The 12,721-nt window shown below is 61.7% G+C and carries 25 protein-coding genes; all 25 read right to left on the bottom strand.

Annotated elements, in window-relative coordinates; translation table 11 throughout:
- Positions 1–12: 12 nt before the first annotated feature.
- Positions 13–381: a 30S ribosomal protein S13 gene (rpsM, locus tag FHG66_RS18530; RefSeq protein ID WP_139078541.1), complete on the bottom strand. Its 369-nt coding sequence runs from the start codon at positions 379–381 to the stop codon at positions 13–15.
- A 203-nt stretch (positions 382–584) separates the two neighbouring features.
- The gene (locus FHG66_RS18535) at positions 585–1,268 is read right to left on the bottom strand and encodes an adenylate kinase (protein WP_139078542.1); all 684 of its coding nucleotides are present in this window, start codon (positions 1,266–1,268) and stop codon (positions 585–587) included.
- 39 nt (positions 1,269–1,307) lie between these two features.
- Positions 1,308–2,675: a preprotein translocase subunit SecY gene (gene secY, locus FHG66_RS18540; RefSeq protein WP_139078543.1), complete on the bottom strand. Its 1,368-nt coding sequence runs from the start codon at positions 2,673–2,675 to the stop codon at positions 1,308–1,310.
- A gap of 104 nt (positions 2,676–2,779) precedes the next feature.
- Positions 2,780–3,268 (bottom strand): 50S ribosomal protein L15, encoded by a 489-nt coding sequence (gene rplO, locus FHG66_RS18545; protein WP_139078544.1) that lies wholly within the window; start codon positions 3,266–3,268, stop codon positions 2,780–2,782.
- A gap of 96 nt (positions 3,269–3,364) precedes the next feature.
- A complete protein-coding gene (rpmD, locus tag FHG66_RS18550; RefSeq protein ID WP_139078545.1) occupies positions 3,365–3,553 on the bottom strand; it encodes a 50S ribosomal protein L30 in 189 nt (62 codons plus the stop codon).
- A gap of 3 nt (positions 3,554–3,556) precedes the next feature.
- Entirely contained in the window at positions 3,557–4,120 is a 564-nt protein-coding gene (gene rpsE, locus FHG66_RS18555) for a 30S ribosomal protein S5 (protein WP_139078546.1), read from the bottom strand.
- Between the two features lie 8 nt (positions 4,121–4,128).
- Positions 4,129–4,488 (bottom strand): 50S ribosomal protein L18, encoded by a 360-nt coding sequence (gene rplR, locus FHG66_RS18560; RefSeq protein ID WP_139078547.1) that lies wholly within the window; start codon positions 4,486–4,488, stop codon positions 4,129–4,131.
- Positions 4,489–4,500: 12 nt separating this feature from the next.
- Positions 4,501–5,040: a 50S ribosomal protein L6 gene (rplF, locus tag FHG66_RS18565; protein WP_139078548.1), complete on the bottom strand. Its 540-nt coding sequence runs from the start codon at positions 5,038–5,040 to the stop codon at positions 4,501–4,503.
- A 10-nt stretch (positions 5,041–5,050) separates the two neighbouring features.
- Positions 5,051–5,443, bottom strand: a complete 393-nt coding sequence (gene rpsH / locus FHG66_RS18570; RefSeq protein ID WP_139078549.1) for a 30S ribosomal protein S8 — start codon at positions 5,441–5,443, stop codon at positions 5,051–5,053.
- A gap of 10 nt (positions 5,444–5,453) precedes the next feature.
- On the bottom strand, positions 5,454–5,759 hold the full coding sequence (rpsN, locus tag FHG66_RS18575) for a 30S ribosomal protein S14 (RefSeq protein WP_139078550.1): 306 nt from the start codon (positions 5,757–5,759) through the stop codon (positions 5,454–5,456).
- Positions 5,760–5,778: 19 nt separating this feature from the next.
- The gene (gene rplE / locus FHG66_RS18580) at positions 5,779–6,342 is read right to left on the bottom strand and encodes a 50S ribosomal protein L5 (protein WP_139078551.1); all 564 of its coding nucleotides are present in this window, start codon (positions 6,340–6,342) and stop codon (positions 5,779–5,781) included.
- Entirely contained in the window at positions 6,342–6,650 is a 309-nt protein-coding gene (gene rplX / locus FHG66_RS18585; RefSeq protein WP_139078552.1) for a 50S ribosomal protein L24, read from the bottom strand. The genes rplE and rplX overlap by 1 nt, the downstream gene beginning before the upstream one ends.
- Positions 6,650–7,018, bottom strand: a complete 369-nt coding sequence (rplN, locus tag FHG66_RS18590) for a 50S ribosomal protein L14 (protein WP_139078553.1) — start codon at positions 7,016–7,018, stop codon at positions 6,650–6,652. Before rplN ends, rplX begins: the two co-directional genes overlap by 1 nt.
- A 69-nt stretch (positions 7,019–7,087) precedes the next feature.
- Positions 7,088–7,327 (bottom strand): 30S ribosomal protein S17, encoded by a 240-nt coding sequence (gene rpsQ / locus FHG66_RS18595; RefSeq protein WP_139078554.1) that lies wholly within the window; start codon positions 7,325–7,327, stop codon positions 7,088–7,090.
- Between the two features lie 5 nt (positions 7,328–7,332).
- A complete protein-coding gene (rpmC, locus tag FHG66_RS18600) occupies positions 7,333–7,539 on the bottom strand; it encodes a 50S ribosomal protein L29 (protein WP_139078555.1) in 207 nt (68 codons plus the stop codon).
- 99 nt (positions 7,540–7,638) lie between these two features.
- A complete protein-coding gene (rplP, locus tag FHG66_RS18605; RefSeq protein WP_139078556.1) occupies positions 7,639–8,052 on the bottom strand; it encodes a 50S ribosomal protein L16 in 414 nt (137 codons plus the stop codon).
- Positions 8,053–8,065: 13 nt separating this feature from the next.
- Complete coding sequence (gene rpsC / locus FHG66_RS18610; protein WP_139078557.1) at positions 8,066–8,788, bottom strand: 30S ribosomal protein S3; 723 nt, start codon at positions 8,786–8,788, stop codon at positions 8,066–8,068.
- Positions 8,788–9,180: a 50S ribosomal protein L22 gene (gene rplV / locus FHG66_RS18615; protein ID WP_139078558.1), complete on the bottom strand. Its 393-nt coding sequence runs from the start codon at positions 9,178–9,180 to the stop codon at positions 8,788–8,790. Before rplV ends, rpsC begins: the two co-directional genes overlap by 1 nt.
- Positions 9,181–9,183: 3 nt before the next feature.
- Positions 9,184–9,462, bottom strand: coding sequence for a 30S ribosomal protein S19 (rpsS, locus tag FHG66_RS18620; RefSeq protein WP_139078559.1), 279 nt, complete (start codon positions 9,460–9,462; stop codon positions 9,184–9,186).
- A gap of 3 nt (positions 9,463–9,465) precedes the next feature.
- A complete protein-coding gene (gene rplB, locus FHG66_RS18625) occupies positions 9,466–10,305 on the bottom strand; it encodes a 50S ribosomal protein L2 (protein ID WP_139078560.1) in 840 nt (279 codons plus the stop codon).
- A gap of 128 nt (positions 10,306–10,433) precedes the next feature.
- Entirely contained in the window at positions 10,434–10,733 is a 300-nt protein-coding gene (locus FHG66_RS18630) for a 50S ribosomal protein L23 (RefSeq protein ID WP_139078561.1), read from the bottom strand.
- Positions 10,730–11,347 (bottom strand): 50S ribosomal protein L4, encoded by a 618-nt coding sequence (rplD, locus tag FHG66_RS18635; protein ID WP_139078562.1) that lies wholly within the window; start codon positions 11,345–11,347, stop codon positions 10,730–10,732. The genes FHG66_RS18630 and rplD overlap by 4 nt, the downstream gene beginning before the upstream one ends.
- On the bottom strand, positions 11,347–12,198 hold the full coding sequence (rplC, locus tag FHG66_RS18640) for a 50S ribosomal protein L3 (RefSeq protein ID WP_139078563.1): 852 nt from the start codon (positions 12,196–12,198) through the stop codon (positions 11,347–11,349). The genes rplD and rplC overlap by 1 nt, the downstream gene beginning before the upstream one ends.
- Before the next feature lie 10 nt (positions 12,199–12,208).
- Entirely contained in the window at positions 12,209–12,523 is a 315-nt protein-coding gene (gene rpsJ, locus FHG66_RS18645; protein ID WP_139078564.1) for a 30S ribosomal protein S10, read from the bottom strand.
- Between the two features lie 129 nt (positions 12,524–12,652).
- On the bottom strand, positions 12,653–12,721 hold a 69-nt coding region (locus tag FHG66_RS23015; protein WP_134059749.1), incomplete at its 5' end, for an EF-Tu C-terminal domain-related protein.

Consider the following 12,721-nt stretch of genomic DNA (forward strand, 5'->3'; position numbering starts at 1 on the left):
TCTGTCTACCCCTTACTTCTTCTTGCCGGCGATCGGCTTGGCCGGGCCCTTGCGGGTCCGTGCGTTCGTGTGCGTTCGCTGACCACGAACCGGAAGGTTGCGGCGATGGCGCAGTCCACGATACGCACCCAGGTCCATGAGCCGCTTGATGTTCATCGTCGTTTCGCGACGGAGATCACCCTCGACCACGTAGTTGGCGTCGATATGCTCGCGGATCGCCAAGATTTCGGCGTCACTTAGCGTGTCCACGCGACGGGCCTCGTCCACCTTGACGGCGGCGCAGATTTCCTTGGCATTGGCTGGGCCGATGCCGTGGATGTAGGTGAGGGCAATCGGAACCCTCTTCTTGGTCGGGATGTTGACCCCGGCGATACGTGCCACGTGAGTGGTCCTTTCGTTGCGGCTCCGTGGTACCGGAGCCTTTTCTCACAACTGCAGCCCCTCCGGATGAGGCTGCTCCTCAAAGGTGATCAGGTCTGGACTATGCCATAGAAGACCGTCCAGAACCGGCGATTCCCGGCTAGGATGGGGCGTCCTAAAGGCAAAGATGCGCAACGTCAAGGGCCGACGTCACGCGCACGCCATCAGGCATGCTGCGACACTGGCAACTCCGACGGCGCATGTCCCAAGAGGCTGTCGATCTGCCCCGCGACATCATCGATCTCACCCAATCCATCGACCGGACGAAGCAGCCGCTTGACGTGGTAATATCCGACAAGGGTTGCCGTATCCTTATAATAAGCGAAAAGACGGGTCCGCATACTCTCTGCGTTATCGTCCCCTCGCCGGGTGAAGCTTGTCTGGCCACATTTGACGCAGTGACCATCACCCGGCACAGGCTTGGTTACATCGTGATAGACTTCTCCGCAGTTGGAGCAGGTCGAACGCCCCGAGACGCGCTGCACCAGTTCCTCATCATCATGGATGCGCATCTCGATCACATGATCGAGCTGCATGCCCTCGGCGTCCAGCATGTCACCCAGTGCATCGGCTTGAGCCAAAGTGCGTGGGAAGCCGTCAAAAATAACCCCTCCGCCGAGCCCCCCCTGCAGAAGACGTTCCCGGATCAAACCGATGACGATGTCGTCGGTGACTAGGTTGCCCCGGTCCATCACCTCAGCCACACGTCGACCCATCTCGGTTCCTGACTTGCGTGCGGCTCTCAGCATGTCTCCGGTCGACAACTGAACCATGCCACGACGCTCGACCAGCAGCCGGGCCTGGGTGCCCTTGCCGGCGCCAGGCGGTCCTAGAAGAATAATGTTCATGCGGCCGCCCTCCCCCGACGTACCCCCAACTCCGACTCCTCAACGCCTGGCAGGTCCGCCCGACCGTGGCGGCCTTGCCTTCCCACGTCCGCGAAGCTGTGATCGCTCGATCAGCCCCTCGTACTGGTGCGCCAAGAGATGAGACTGGATTTGCTGGATCGTGTCCATGCCTACGGACACGATGATCAGCACCGAGGTACCCCCGAAGTAGAACGGCACCGCGAGTTGACTGCGCAGTATTTCGGGCAGCAGACAGACAAGAGCCAGATACGCCGAACCCAGAACGAGAATGCGATTCACCACATACTCGAAATAGTCAGCCGTCCGCTTACCAGGACGGATACCTGGCACGAAGCCGTTCTGGTTCTTCAAGTTCTCGGCCACCTCGTCCGTCTTGAACGCCACCTCATGGGTGTAGAAGTAGGTGAAGAACACGATCATGCCGGTGAAGAACAGCAGGTACAGCGGCTGCCCTGGCCCGAAATAGGCCAGGAACGTCGACATGATCGGCCCTGAGGTCGAATGTGAGAAGGTGGCGATAGTCGAGGGCAGCAGGAGCAAAGCCGACGCGAAGACCGCCGGGATGACCCCTGCCGGGTTGACCTTGATCGGCAGGTGCGACGATCCGCCATCATAGACCTTCATGCCGACCTGCCGGCGCGGGTACTGAATGTGGATCTTCCGGAGGGAACGTTCCATGAACACGACGAACGCAAGCGTCGCGATTACCATCAAAATGATGAGCAGGATGGTCAGCGGGCTGATCGCGCCGGTCCGGCCCTGGCTCAGGAACTGCGCGAGGGCGGCTGGAACCTCGGCGATGATACCGACGAAGATGATCAGGGAAATCCCGTTGCCGATGCCCCGAGACGTGATCTGCTCCCCGATCCACATCAGGAACATCGTCCCTCCAACAAGCGTGACGACGCACGCTGCCAGGAAGAAAGGACCAGGGTTTGCAACCAGATCGCCCGCTTCAAGGCTGACCGCCATCCCGTAGGCTTGGAACGTGGCTAGAAGGACCGTGAAGTAGCGGGTGTACTGATTCAGCTTTTTTCGACCCTGCTCACCTTCCTTCTTCAGGTTCTTCCACGGCTCGTACATCGACGCGACAAGCTGGATGATGATGGAAGCCGAGATGTAGGGCATGATCCCAAGCGCAAAGATCCCCATGCGCGAAAGAGCACCGCCGGTGAACATCGACAGGATACCGCCAAGCCCGGCACCCGCCCCTTCCATAAAGTCCCGAAGCGCAGCGCCATCAATGCCTGGCACTGGGATGTAGGTACCTAGACGATAGACGATGAGCAGACCGATCGTGAAAAGGATCCGCTGCTTGAGCTCGGTCGCCTTGCCAAAGGCCGCCCAGCTCATGTTCGAGGCCATCTGTTCCGCTGCCGATGCCATGGCTTTCTCCGTCAAGACTGCGCCGCCGACCGGGGCTCCGGCGGCGGCGCTGTATGAACCTTATCCGAGTTGGACGCGAGTGGAAACGGGGATGCCCCCATGTCTCACGCGGCGGTGTCTTCCGCCGACTCGGTCGCCCGGGAAACGGTCAGCGTGCCACCGGCTGCTGAGACCGCCGCGACTGCGCCTGCCGACGCTCCCGTCACATTGATGGTTACGCTCGAAGTGATTTCACCCTTCGACAGTACCCGGATGCCGTCACGCGCACGACGAAGAACCCCGGAGGACACGAGGACCTCCTCGGTAATCGGCTGACCGGCGTCAATGCGACCCGAGTCGATGAACTTCTGGATCAGGCCGAGGTTGACCACTGCATATTCCTTGCGGTTCGGCTTGTTGAAGCCCCGCTTGGGAAGACGCATGTAGAGCGGCATCTGACCGCCCTCGTACCCGCCGATGGCAACGCCTGAACGGGATTTCTGACCTTTGATACCGCGACCGGCCGTCTTACCGACGCCGGAACCAGGGCCGCGTCCAACCCGCACTTTCTTCTTGGACGCACCAGGATTGTCGCGGAGTTCATTCAATTTCATGTCGCTACTCCTATGGCCGGAGACGTCGGGCCGAGCGACAGGCCAGACGCACACGGGAAACGAACGGCGCGGCACCTGGGCCGCGCCTCAAGGGTTCTAACCACGCTCCTCGACGATCTTGACGAGATGCGGGACGGCATTCACCATACCACGGACCGAGGGGGTGTCCTCGAGCTCGCGAGTTCTGCGCATCTTGTTCAGCCCCAAACCTATAAGGGTCTGGCGCTGCACAGCTGGGCGACGAGCCCCAGAGGCAATCTGCTGGACGACAATCGTCTTTGCCATCGATCAGGCCTCCACTGCTTGCGTTTCGGCTTCGGGCTGGCGGAGGATCTCCGCAACCTTCTTGCCACGACGCTGAGCCACGGACCGGGGCGACGCCTCCTTGGTCAGGCCGTCGATGGTCGCGCGGATCATGTTGTACGGGTTGTTCGAGCCGAGCGACTTGGACACGACGTCCTGCAGCCCGAGCATCTCGAACACGGCGCGCATCGGTCCGCCGGCGATGATGCCGGTCCCCGGAACCGCGGTCCGCATCACGACGCGACCGGCGCCATGACGCCCTTCGATGTCGTGGTGCAGGGTCCTGCCTTCCCGAAGAGGTACGCGCACCAGGCTGCGCTTGGCCTGTTCGGTGGCCTTGCGGATCGCCTCGGGCACTTCCTTGGCCTTACCCTTGCCGTAGCCTACGCGGCCCTTCTGGTCACCTACGACCACGAGCGCGGCGAAGCCGAAACGCTTGCCCCCCTTCACGGTCTTGGAGACGCGGTTGATCGCGACGAGGCGATCAGCGAACTCGGGATTTGCGTCTTCGCGGTCCCGACGATCGCGACGTTGTTCACGTTCTGCCATGATGCCTCTCAGATCGTCAGGCCGTTTTCACGGGCGGCCTCGGCCAAAGCCTTGATCTTCCCGTGAAACAGGAAGCCGCCACGGTCGAAGTAGGCTTGCGTTACGCCAGCGGCCTTAGCACGCTCGGCGATAGTCGCACCGATCTTTGCCGCCGCTTCGACGTTGTTCTTGCCCACAAGGCCCAAGTCTTTCTCGAGGGTCGAGGCGGACGCGAGCGTCACACCCCGAGCGTCATCGATCAGCTGGACCGAGATGTTCTTGTTGGAACGGTGAACGGAAAGCCGAAGCTTGCCGCCATTCACCGACTTGAGTTTGTTCCGAACGCGCATCCGGCGCTTCTGGAACAGCTCGAGCTTCGTGCTGGCCATGATGTGCGTTCCTTACTTCTTCTTGCCTTCCTTGCGGAAGATGAACTCGCCCCGGTAACGGATACCCTTGCCCTTATACGGCTCCGGACCCCGCCATTCGCGGATCTCAGCCGCAACCTGGCCGACCTGCTGGGGGTCGATGCCCTCTACGACGATGACGTCGTTACGAGCCGACGGCGTCGTGATCTTGACGCCGGCGGGCGGCTCGTAGTTGACATCGTGCGAGTAGCCCAAGGCGAGCTTAAGGACGTTGCCCTGCATCGTGGCGCGGTATCCCACCCCAGTGATGTCCAGCTCCTTCTTGAAGCCTTGTGTCACGCCGGTCACCAGGTTTTCCACCATGGACCGGGACATGCCCCACTGCTGACGGGCACGCTTGGACGTACCACGCGGCTGAACGGCAACGGCGCCTTCCTCTTGGGTGAGGGTTACGTCGTCGGTCGCCTTAAAAGACAGGGTGCCCTTCGGGCCCTTCACTTCGATGCTCTGGCCGCTGATGGTGGCGGTGACGCCAGCCGGCAGCGGAACGGGCTTCTTGCCGATTCGTGACATCCAGCCCTCCTCAGAACACGGTGCACAGCACTTCGCCACCGACATTGGCAGCGCGCGCATGTGCATCAGACATCACGCCCCTGGGCGTGGACACGATCGAGACCCCAAGGCCCTGACGGACGCTGGGAAGCTCCTTGACCCCGGAGTAGACGCGGCGGCCGGGCTTCGAGACACGCTTGATCTCCCGGATCACGGGCGTGCCTTCGTAGTACTTCAGTTCGATCCGAAGCTCAGGATGACCGGCCACGGAAGTGGCGGCCTCATAGCCTCGGATGTAACCTTCATCCCGGAGCACATCGAGCACACGAGCCCGAAGCTTGGATGCAGGGGTCACCACGCTGTTCTTTCCGCGGGACTGAGCGTTGCGGATGCGGGTCAGCATATCGCCGATAGGATCGTTCATGTTGACCTCCTTACCAGCTCGACTTCACCAGACCGGGGATCTCGCCGTTCGAGCCAAGCTCGCGCAGCATGATCCGGCTGATCTTCAGCTTGCGGTAATAGGCGCGCGGGCGGCCGGTCAGCTGGCAGCGGTTGCGCAGACGGGTGGCAGAAGAGTTACGCGGCAGTTCTGCAAGCTGCAGGGTCGCCTTAAAACGCTCTTCCACGGAGACGGACTGGTCACTCGCGACAGCCTTGAGCGCCGCCCGCTTGGTGGCAAATTGCTCCACCAGACGTTGACGCTTCTTATCGCGTTCGATCATGGATTTCTTGGCCATGGTGCTTCTCTCCCGCGGCTCAGCTGTTGAACGGCATGTTGAAGTGCTTCAACAGCGACTTGGCCTCCGCGTCGGTCTTCGCGGTGGTGCAAATGACAATGTCCATGCCCCAGACTTCGTCGACCTTGTCGAAGTTGATCTCAGGAAACACGATGTGCTCCTTCAAACCGGTGGCATAGTTGCCCCGTCCGTCGAAAGACTTGCCCGACACGCCGCGGAAGTCCCGAACACGCGGCATCGCCACGTAGATCAGGCGGTCCAGGAACTCGTACATCCGGTCACCCCGAAGGGTGACCTTGGTGCCGAGCGGCATTTCCTCACGAACGCGGAAGCCCGCGATCGACTTCTTCGCCTTGGTCACAACCGCGCGCTGGCCGGCGATCGTGGACAGGTCGTCCTGAGCAGACTTCACCTTCTTAGAGTCCCGAACGGACTCGGACCCGGCCCCGATATTTAGCACGATCTTGTCGAGCTTCGGAATCTGCATGTCATTCTTGTAGCCGAACTCTTCCTTGAGTGCGGCGCGAATCCGGGCCTTGTAATCAGCCTTGAGACGCGGGGTATAAGTGGCAGCATCAAGCATCAGATCACGTCTCCCGTGGTCTTGGCGAAGCGAACCTTCGTGCCGTCCTCGTTGAACCGGAAGCCGACACGGGTCGCCTTACCATTCGCATCGACCAGCGCTAGGTTCGACAGGTCGATAGGCATTGCCTTGGGCTGGCGACCGCCTTGGGTCGTCTGCGACTGCTTGACATGCCGGATGGCAACATTCACGCCGTTCACCACGGCCCGGTTGTCCTTGGGCAGAACCTGCTCGATCTCGCCTGTCTTGCCTTTGTCCTTGCCAGCAAGCACGACGACCCGATCACCCTTGCGGAGTTTGGCAGCCATCACAGCACCTCCGGAGCAAGCGAAATGATCTTCATAAAGTTCTTGGCACGCAGCTCACGCACGACCGGCCCGAAGATACGGGTTCCGACCGGCTCACCTTGGTTGTTCAGGATGACGGCAGCGTTCCGGTCGAAGCGGATCGTCGTACCGTCGTCGCGACGAACTTCCTTGGCGGTGCGAACGACCACCGCTTTACGAACGTCGCCTTTCTTGACGCGGCCACGCGGAATTGCTTCCTTGACGGATACGACGATAACGTCGCCCACCGACGCGTAGCGCCGGTGCGATCCGCCCAGGACCTTGATGCACTGAACCCGGCGGGCGCCGGAGTTGTCAGCGACATCCAGATTGGTCTGCATCTGGATCATGTGGTTTCTCCCGACCTGTGGGGGGGTCTAGACCCGTATCCCCAGGGTTTCGATTGGTTCGGTCAGATCTCAGGCCTGCTCGGCCACGAGAACCTCCCAGCGCTTCGAAGCCGACTTCGGAGCGCATTCGATGATGCGAACCGCATCACCAGCCTTGAACACGTTGTTTTCGTCGTGAGCCCGATATTTCTTCGACTGACGAATGGTCTTCTTCAGAATGGGATGGGTGAAGCGACGCTCCACGAGAACGGTCACGGTCTTGTCGTTCTTGTCAGAGGTCACGACGCCCGAAAGGATGCGCTTGGGCATGGGTCTCAGGCCTCTTGCGCGGCCTGGGCCGCCTTTTGGTTCAGGATGGTCAGAACGCGAGCGGCCTGGCGGCGCGCCTGCCGCATGCGCGAGCTGTTCTCAAGCTGCCCCGTCGCCTGCTGGAAGCGAAGGTTGAAGCTCTCTTTCTTCAAGCTGGCGAGCTGGTCGCGCAGCTGGTCGGGCGTCTGCCCGCGAAGGTCCTTGGCGTTCATCGCCGTTTATCCTCGTCAGAAGTCAACAGACGCCGCTGAACGGGGCCGTCGCTTTTCCAATGGACAGGGGCCCCGCCATCGGGGCCCCCGAAGAATTCCTTACCAGTCCTCACGGACGATGGTGCGCGTTTTTACCGGCAGCTTCATCGCCGCGAGTCGGAGGGCTTCCCTTGCCACATCTTCGGGGACCCCGTCAACCTCGAACATGATCCGGCCGGGTTTGACCCGGCAGGCCCAATAATCGACGGAGCCTTTGCCCTTGCCCATACGGACTTCGATAGGCTTGGACGTGACAGGCACATCCGGGAAAACACGGATCCAGACGCGGCCCTGACGTTTCATATGTCGCGTCAAGGCACGACGTGCGGCCTCGATCTGACGCGCGGTCACCCGCTCCGGCTCCGTAGCCTTCAGGCCGTAGGTGCCGAAGTTCAGGTCCGAACCGCCCTTGGCATCGCCATGGATCCGACCCTTGTGCAGCTTGCGGAACTTAGTGCGCTTCGGTTGCAGCATTTCTCTCTACTCCTCAGCGATCACGGTCGCGACGCTCGGGACGTGCGCCCCGCGGCACGGCCGTGTCCTGCAGCTCAGCAGCCTTGCGGTCGCGAGCCTGCGGATCGTGCTCCATGATCTCGCCCTTGAAGATCCAGACCTTGATCCCAATGATCCCGTAGGGCGTCTCGGCTTCGCTCAGCGCATAGTCGATGTCAGCCCGAAGCGTATGCAGGGGCACGCGGCCTTCCCGGTACCACTCGGTCCTGGCGATCTCGGCTCCGCCCAGACGACCGGACAGATTCACGCGGATGCCCAGGGCGCCCATGCGCATCGCGTTCTGCACCGCACGCTTCATCGCGCGACGGAACGAGACCCGACGTTCGAGCTGCTGCGCAATGCTCTCGCCGACCAGTGCGGAGTCCAGCTCGGGCTTGCGGACTTCGACGATGTTGAGGTGCAGTTCCGACTTGGTGAGCGCTGCCAGCTTACGGCGCAGCGTCTCGATGTCCGCGCCCTTCTTTCCAATGATCACACCAGGACGAGCGGCGTGGATCGTAACGCGGCACTTCCGATGAGGACGCTCAATGATGACGCGGCTAATGCCGGCGGCCTTGGCTTCCTTCTTGATGAAATCCTTGATCCGGATGTCTTCGAGAAGGAGATCACCGAAATCCTTGGAGTTCGCGAACCAGCGGCTGTCCCAGGTACGGTTGACCTGGAGACGCATGCCGATCGGATTGACCTTGTTGCCCATCAGGCTTGCTCCCCCTGGACCGCGTCCATCTGCCGGACGGTAATGGTGAGTTCCGAGAACGGCTTCACGATGCGGCCAAACCGGCCGCGAGCGCGCGGACGCCCCCGCTTCATCGTCAAGTTCTTCCCGACCCAGGCCTCGGCCACAATCAACGAGTCCACGTCGAGGTTGTGGTTGTTCTCTGCGTTGGCGATCGCAGACTGGAGGCACTTCTTCACGTCGCCAGCGATGCGGCGCTTCGAAAAAGTGAGATCGGCTAGCGCCTTTTCGACCTTCTTCCCACGAATGAGCGCGGCAACAAGGTTGAGCTTTTGCGGGCTGGTGCGCAGCATGCGCGACTTCGCCATGGCCTCATTGTCCGCCACGCGGCGCGGATTCTTCTCCTGACCCATGGCTTACTTCCTCTTGGCTTTCTTGTCGGCGGCGTGGCCGTAGTAGGTCCGCGTCGGCGAGTACTCACCGAACTTTTGGCCGATCATGTCCTCGGTGACGTTCACCGGAATATGCTTCTTGCCATTATAGACGCCGAAGGTGAGCCCCACGAACTGGGGCAGGATGGTGGAACGGCGCGACCAGATCTTGATGACCTCGTTGCGGCCGGCGCCCCGCGACGCTTCTGCCTTCTTCAGGACATAAGCATCGACAAAGGGGCCTTTCCAAACGGAACGCGACATGGATCAGCGGCCTTTCTTCGCGTGACGGGAACGAAGGATGAGCTTCGTCGACGCCTTATTCGGGTTGCGGGTGCGATTACCCTTGGTGCCTTTGCCCCACGGCGTGACCGGGTGACGACCGCCCGATGTCCGGCCTTCGCCGCCACCATGCGGGTGATCGATCGGGTTCATCGCAACACCGCGGACGGTTGGACGAATGCCGAGGTGACGCGACCGGCCCGCCTTGCCGAGGTTCTGGTTCGAGTTGTCCGGGTTCGACACGGCGCCAATGGTCGCCATGCACTCCTGGCGAACGGCCCGGAGCTCACCCGAAGAAAGCCGGATCTGGGCATATCCGCCGTCACGCCCCACGAACTGGGCATAAGTGCCCGCGGCGCGGGCAATCTGCCCACCCTTCCCCGCCTTCATCTCGACGTTATGGACGATCGTGCCGATCGGCATACCGGAGAAAGGCATCGCATTGCCCGGCTTCACGTCGGTCTTGCTGCCAGCAACGACTGTGTCGCCGACCGCGAGCCGCTGCGGTGCGAGAATGTAAGCCTGCTCACCATCTTGGTACCGGATCAGCGCGATAAAGGCCGTCCGGTTCGGGTCGTATTCGATTCGCTCCACAGTCGCTGGAACGTCGAACTTGCGACGCTTGAAATCGACGACTCGGTAGAGGCGCTTAGCGCCGCCACCCTTGTGCCACATCGTGATCCGCCCGGTATTGTTCCGGCCGCCGGTCTTTGTGAGACCTTCCGTCAATGACTTGACGGGGCGTCCTTTCCAAAGCTCCGAACGGTCGATCAGAACCAGCCCTCGCTGGCCAGGCGTCGTCGGCTTGTACGACTTGAGTGCCATGCTTTCTGTCTTCCGTCTGCTTTGCGGACCTCTACAGGTCCGTCTCTGATATGAAGGGCCCCAAAGGTCCCCGGTTAGAAAGAAGAGGCCCCGGGGCTTTGCCCGGGGCCGGTCAGGTCAGCGGCCCCTTACGCGAGGCCGGTGGAAACGTCAATCGTATGGCCCTCTTCGAGAGTCACGTAAGCTTTTTTGACGTCGTTCCGGGTGCCGAGGCGACCCCGGAAACGCTTGCTCTTGCCCTTGGTCACGACCGTGTTGACAGCCCTCACCTTGACACCGAACAGCGCCTCGACCGCCTGCTTGATCAGCGGTTTTGTCGCTTCGGACGCAACTTCGAACACCACGGCGTTCGACTCTGATGCAAGAGTCGCCTTCTCGGTGATGATCGGACGGCGAATGATGTCATATTGCGCGGGAGTGGCAGTCATTTCAGGCGAGCCTCCAGAGCTTCGACACCGGCGCGGGTGAGCACGAGCGTGTCACGACGCAGGATGTCGTAGACGTTAGCGCCGATAGCAGGCAGCACGTCCAAGGTCTCGATGTTGCGGGCGGCACGGGCAAATGACTCGTTGACGGCCGCATCGATTACGAGCGCACGCTTCCAACCGAGGCTTTCCAGCTGTCGAGCCAGAACGCGCGTCTTCGCGTCCGCGACATCCAAGTTCTCGACCACGACCAGCTCACCAGCGCGCGCCTTGGCGGAGAGCGCATGCATGAGACCGAGCTTACGGAATTTCTTGTTGAGGTCGTGAGCATGGCTGCGGGGCTTGGGACCCTTGTAAACGCCCCCGTGCCGGAAGATCGGCGCGCCCTTGTCCCCGTGGCGGGCGCCACCGGTCCCCTTCTGGCGGTAGATCTTCTTGGTCGAGTAGCTGACCTCGGAACGGCCAAGGGTGGAATGAGTCCCCTGCTGAGCCTTGGCACGTTGCCAGCGGACGACGCGGTGCAGGATGTCGGCGCGCGGCTCAAGGCCGAAGATCGCGTCGTCCAGCTCCACGGTCCCGACGGCTTCGCCGGTCAGGGTGATGGCTTGGGCTTGCATCAGTCCTTGCTCCCCTCATCGGCGGCGGTGTCGCCGGCCGGAGCTTCGTTGGCAGCGGCTTCAGCAGCCTCGATGGCGGCCTGCTCCGCTTCTGCCGCTGCACGCGCCGCGGCTTCGGCTTCGGCCGCAGCCTGCGCTGCAGCTTCCTCGGCGAGCCGCTTGGCCTCGCGCTCGGCGGAGCGCAGGGCAGCCGGCTTGATCACGTTCTCGGATGCGGGCTTCTTGACCGCATCCTTCACGGTAACCCAGCCGCCTTTGGTGCCCGGAACTGCGCCCTTGACCATCACCAGGCCACGGTCGGTGTCAATCCGCACAACTTGCAGGTTCTGCGTGGTCACCCGCGCCGTACCCATATGCCCGGCCATCTTCTTGCCTTTGAAGATACGGCCAGGATCCTGGCACTGGCCCACGGAACCGTGCGAGCGGTGCGACACGGACACGCCATGCGAGGCACGGAGACCGCCGAAATTGTGCCGCTTCATGACACCGGCAAATCCCTTGCCGATGGATGTGCCGGATACATCCACATACTGGCCAGCAAAGTAGTGGGCCGCGATGATCTCCTCGCCGACACCGATCAGGTTCTCGGGGGTGACCCGGAACTCGACGATCTTGCGCTTGGGCTCCACGCTGGCCTTGGCGAAGTGACCGCGCATGGGCTGCGACGTGTTCTTGGCCTTGGCCTTGCCCGCGCCGAGTTGGACGGCAGTGTAGCCATCCTTCTCGACCGTGCGCTGCGCGACGACCTGTACATTATCCAGCTGAAGGACAGTCACAGGAACCTGCTTTCCGTCTTCCAGGAACAGGCGGGTCATGCCCACCTTCTTTGCAATGACGCCCGAACGAAGCATGTCAGCCACCTCAGACCTTGATCTCGACGTCGACGCCGGCTGCCAGGTCGAGCTTCATGAGCGCGTCCACGGTCTGCGGAGTCGGATCTACGATGTCGAGAAGCCGCTTATGCGTCCGGATCTCGAACTGGTCGCGAGACTTCTTGTCGATATGCGGGCCGCGGAGAACAGTGAACTTCTCGATTTTATTCGGAAGCGGAATGGGCCCACGGACATTAGCGCCGGTGCGCTTGGCGGTCGACACGATCTCGGCGGTGCTGGCGTCCAACACACGATAGTCGAACGCCTTGAGGCGAATGCGAATGGTCTGGCTATTGCCGGCCATGAGTTTGCCTTTCAAGGCTGAAAACGGTCGAGAGGTGAACCGGCGGGATTGCCGGGCCACTTCGGACCGGTCGTCAATAATGCTGAAGGCGCGCGTCTAGCGCGCGCCCTCGCCAGAGTCAAGCGGCGATCACGCCAGGATTTTCGACACCACGCCGGCGCCGACGGTACGGCCGCCTTCGCGAATGGCGAAGCGCAG

Source organism: Rubellimicrobium rubrum (assembly GCF_006152115.1).
In the GTDB taxonomy this organism is placed as follows: Bacteria; Pseudomonadota; Alphaproteobacteria; order Rhodobacterales; family Rhodobacteraceae; genus Rubellimicrobium; species Rubellimicrobium rubrum.

Bases quoted from the DNA above. Each gene is read 5' to 3' on its own strand.
- FHG66_RS18535 (WP_139078542.1), bottom strand. From the start codon at position 1,268: ATGAACATTATTCTTCTAGGACCGCCTGGCGCCGGCAAGGGCACCCAG.
- secY (WP_139078543.1), bottom strand. From the start codon at position 2,675: ATGGCATCGGCAGCGGAACAGATGGCCTCGAACATGAGCTGGGCGGCC.
- rplO (WP_139078544.1), bottom strand. From the start codon at position 3,268: ATGAAATTGAATGAACTCCGCGACAATCCTGGTGCGTCCAAGAAGAAA.
- rpmD (WP_139078545.1), bottom strand. From the start codon at position 3,553: ATGGCAAAGACGATTGTCGTCCAGCAGATTGCCTCTGGGGCTCGTCGC.
- rpsE (WP_139078546.1), bottom strand. From the start codon at position 4,120: ATGGCAGAACGTGAACAACGTCGCGATCGTCGGGACCGCGAAGACGCA.
- rplR (WP_139078547.1), bottom strand. From the start codon at position 4,488: ATGGCCAGCACGAAGCTCGAGCTGTTCCAGAAGCGCCGGATGCGCGTT.
- rplF (WP_139078548.1), bottom strand. From the start codon at position 5,040: ATGTCACGAATCGGCAAGAAGCCCGTTCCGCTGCCGGCTGGCGTCACC.
- rpsH (WP_139078549.1), bottom strand. From the start codon at position 5,443: ATGAACGATCCTATCGGCGATATGCTGACCCGCATCCGCAACGCTCAG.
- rpsN (WP_139078550.1), bottom strand. From the start codon at position 5,759: ATGGCCAAGAAATCCATGATCGAACGCGATAAGAAGCGTCAACGTCTG.
- rplE (WP_139078551.1), bottom strand. From the start codon at position 6,342: ATGCTTGATGCTGCCACTTATACCCCGCGTCTCAAGGCTGATTACAAG.
- rplX (WP_139078552.1), bottom strand. From the start codon at position 6,650: ATGGCTGCCAAACTCCGCAAGGGTGATCGGGTCGTCGTGCTTGCTGGC.
- rplN (WP_139078553.1), bottom strand. From the start codon at position 7,018: ATGATCCAGATGCAGACCAATCTGGATGTCGCTGACAACTCCGGCGCC.
- rpsQ (WP_139078554.1), bottom strand. From the start codon at position 7,327: ATGCCCAAGCGCATCCTTTCGGGCGTCGTGACCTCTGACAAGAACGAC.
- rpmC (WP_139078555.1), bottom strand. From the start codon at position 7,539: ATGAACGCCAAGGACCTTCGCGGGCAGACGCCCGACCAGCTGCGCGAC.
- rplP (WP_139078556.1), bottom strand. From the start codon at position 8,052: ATGCTGCAACCGAAGCGCACTAAGTTCCGCAAGCTGCACAAGGGTCGG.
- rpsC (WP_139078557.1), bottom strand. From the start codon at position 8,788: ATGGGCAACAAGGTCAATCCGATCGGCATGCGTCTCCAGGTCAACCGT.
- rplV (WP_139078558.1), bottom strand. From the start codon at position 9,180: ATGGGTCAGGAGAAGAATCCGCGCCGCGTGGCGGACAATGAGGCCATG.
- rpsS (WP_139078559.1), bottom strand. From the start codon at position 9,462: ATGTCGCGTTCCGTTTGGAAAGGCCCCTTTGTCGATGCTTATGTCCTG.
- rplB (WP_139078560.1), bottom strand. From the start codon at position 10,305: ATGGCACTCAAGTCGTACAAGCCGACGACGCCTGGCCAGCGAGGGCTG.
- FHG66_RS18630 (WP_139078561.1), bottom strand. From the start codon at position 10,733: ATGACTGCCACTCCCGCGCAATATGACATCATTCGCCGTCCGATCATC.
- rplD (WP_139078562.1), bottom strand. From the start codon at position 11,347: ATGCAAGCCCAAGCCATCACCCTGACCGGCGAAGCCGTCGGGACCGTG.
- rplC (WP_139078563.1), bottom strand. From the start codon at position 12,198: ATGCTTCGTTCGGGCGTCATTGCAAAGAAGGTGGGCATGACCCGCCTG.
- rpsJ (WP_139078564.1), bottom strand. From the start codon at position 12,523: ATGGCCGGCAATAGCCAGACCATTCGCATTCGCCTCAAGGCGTTCGAC.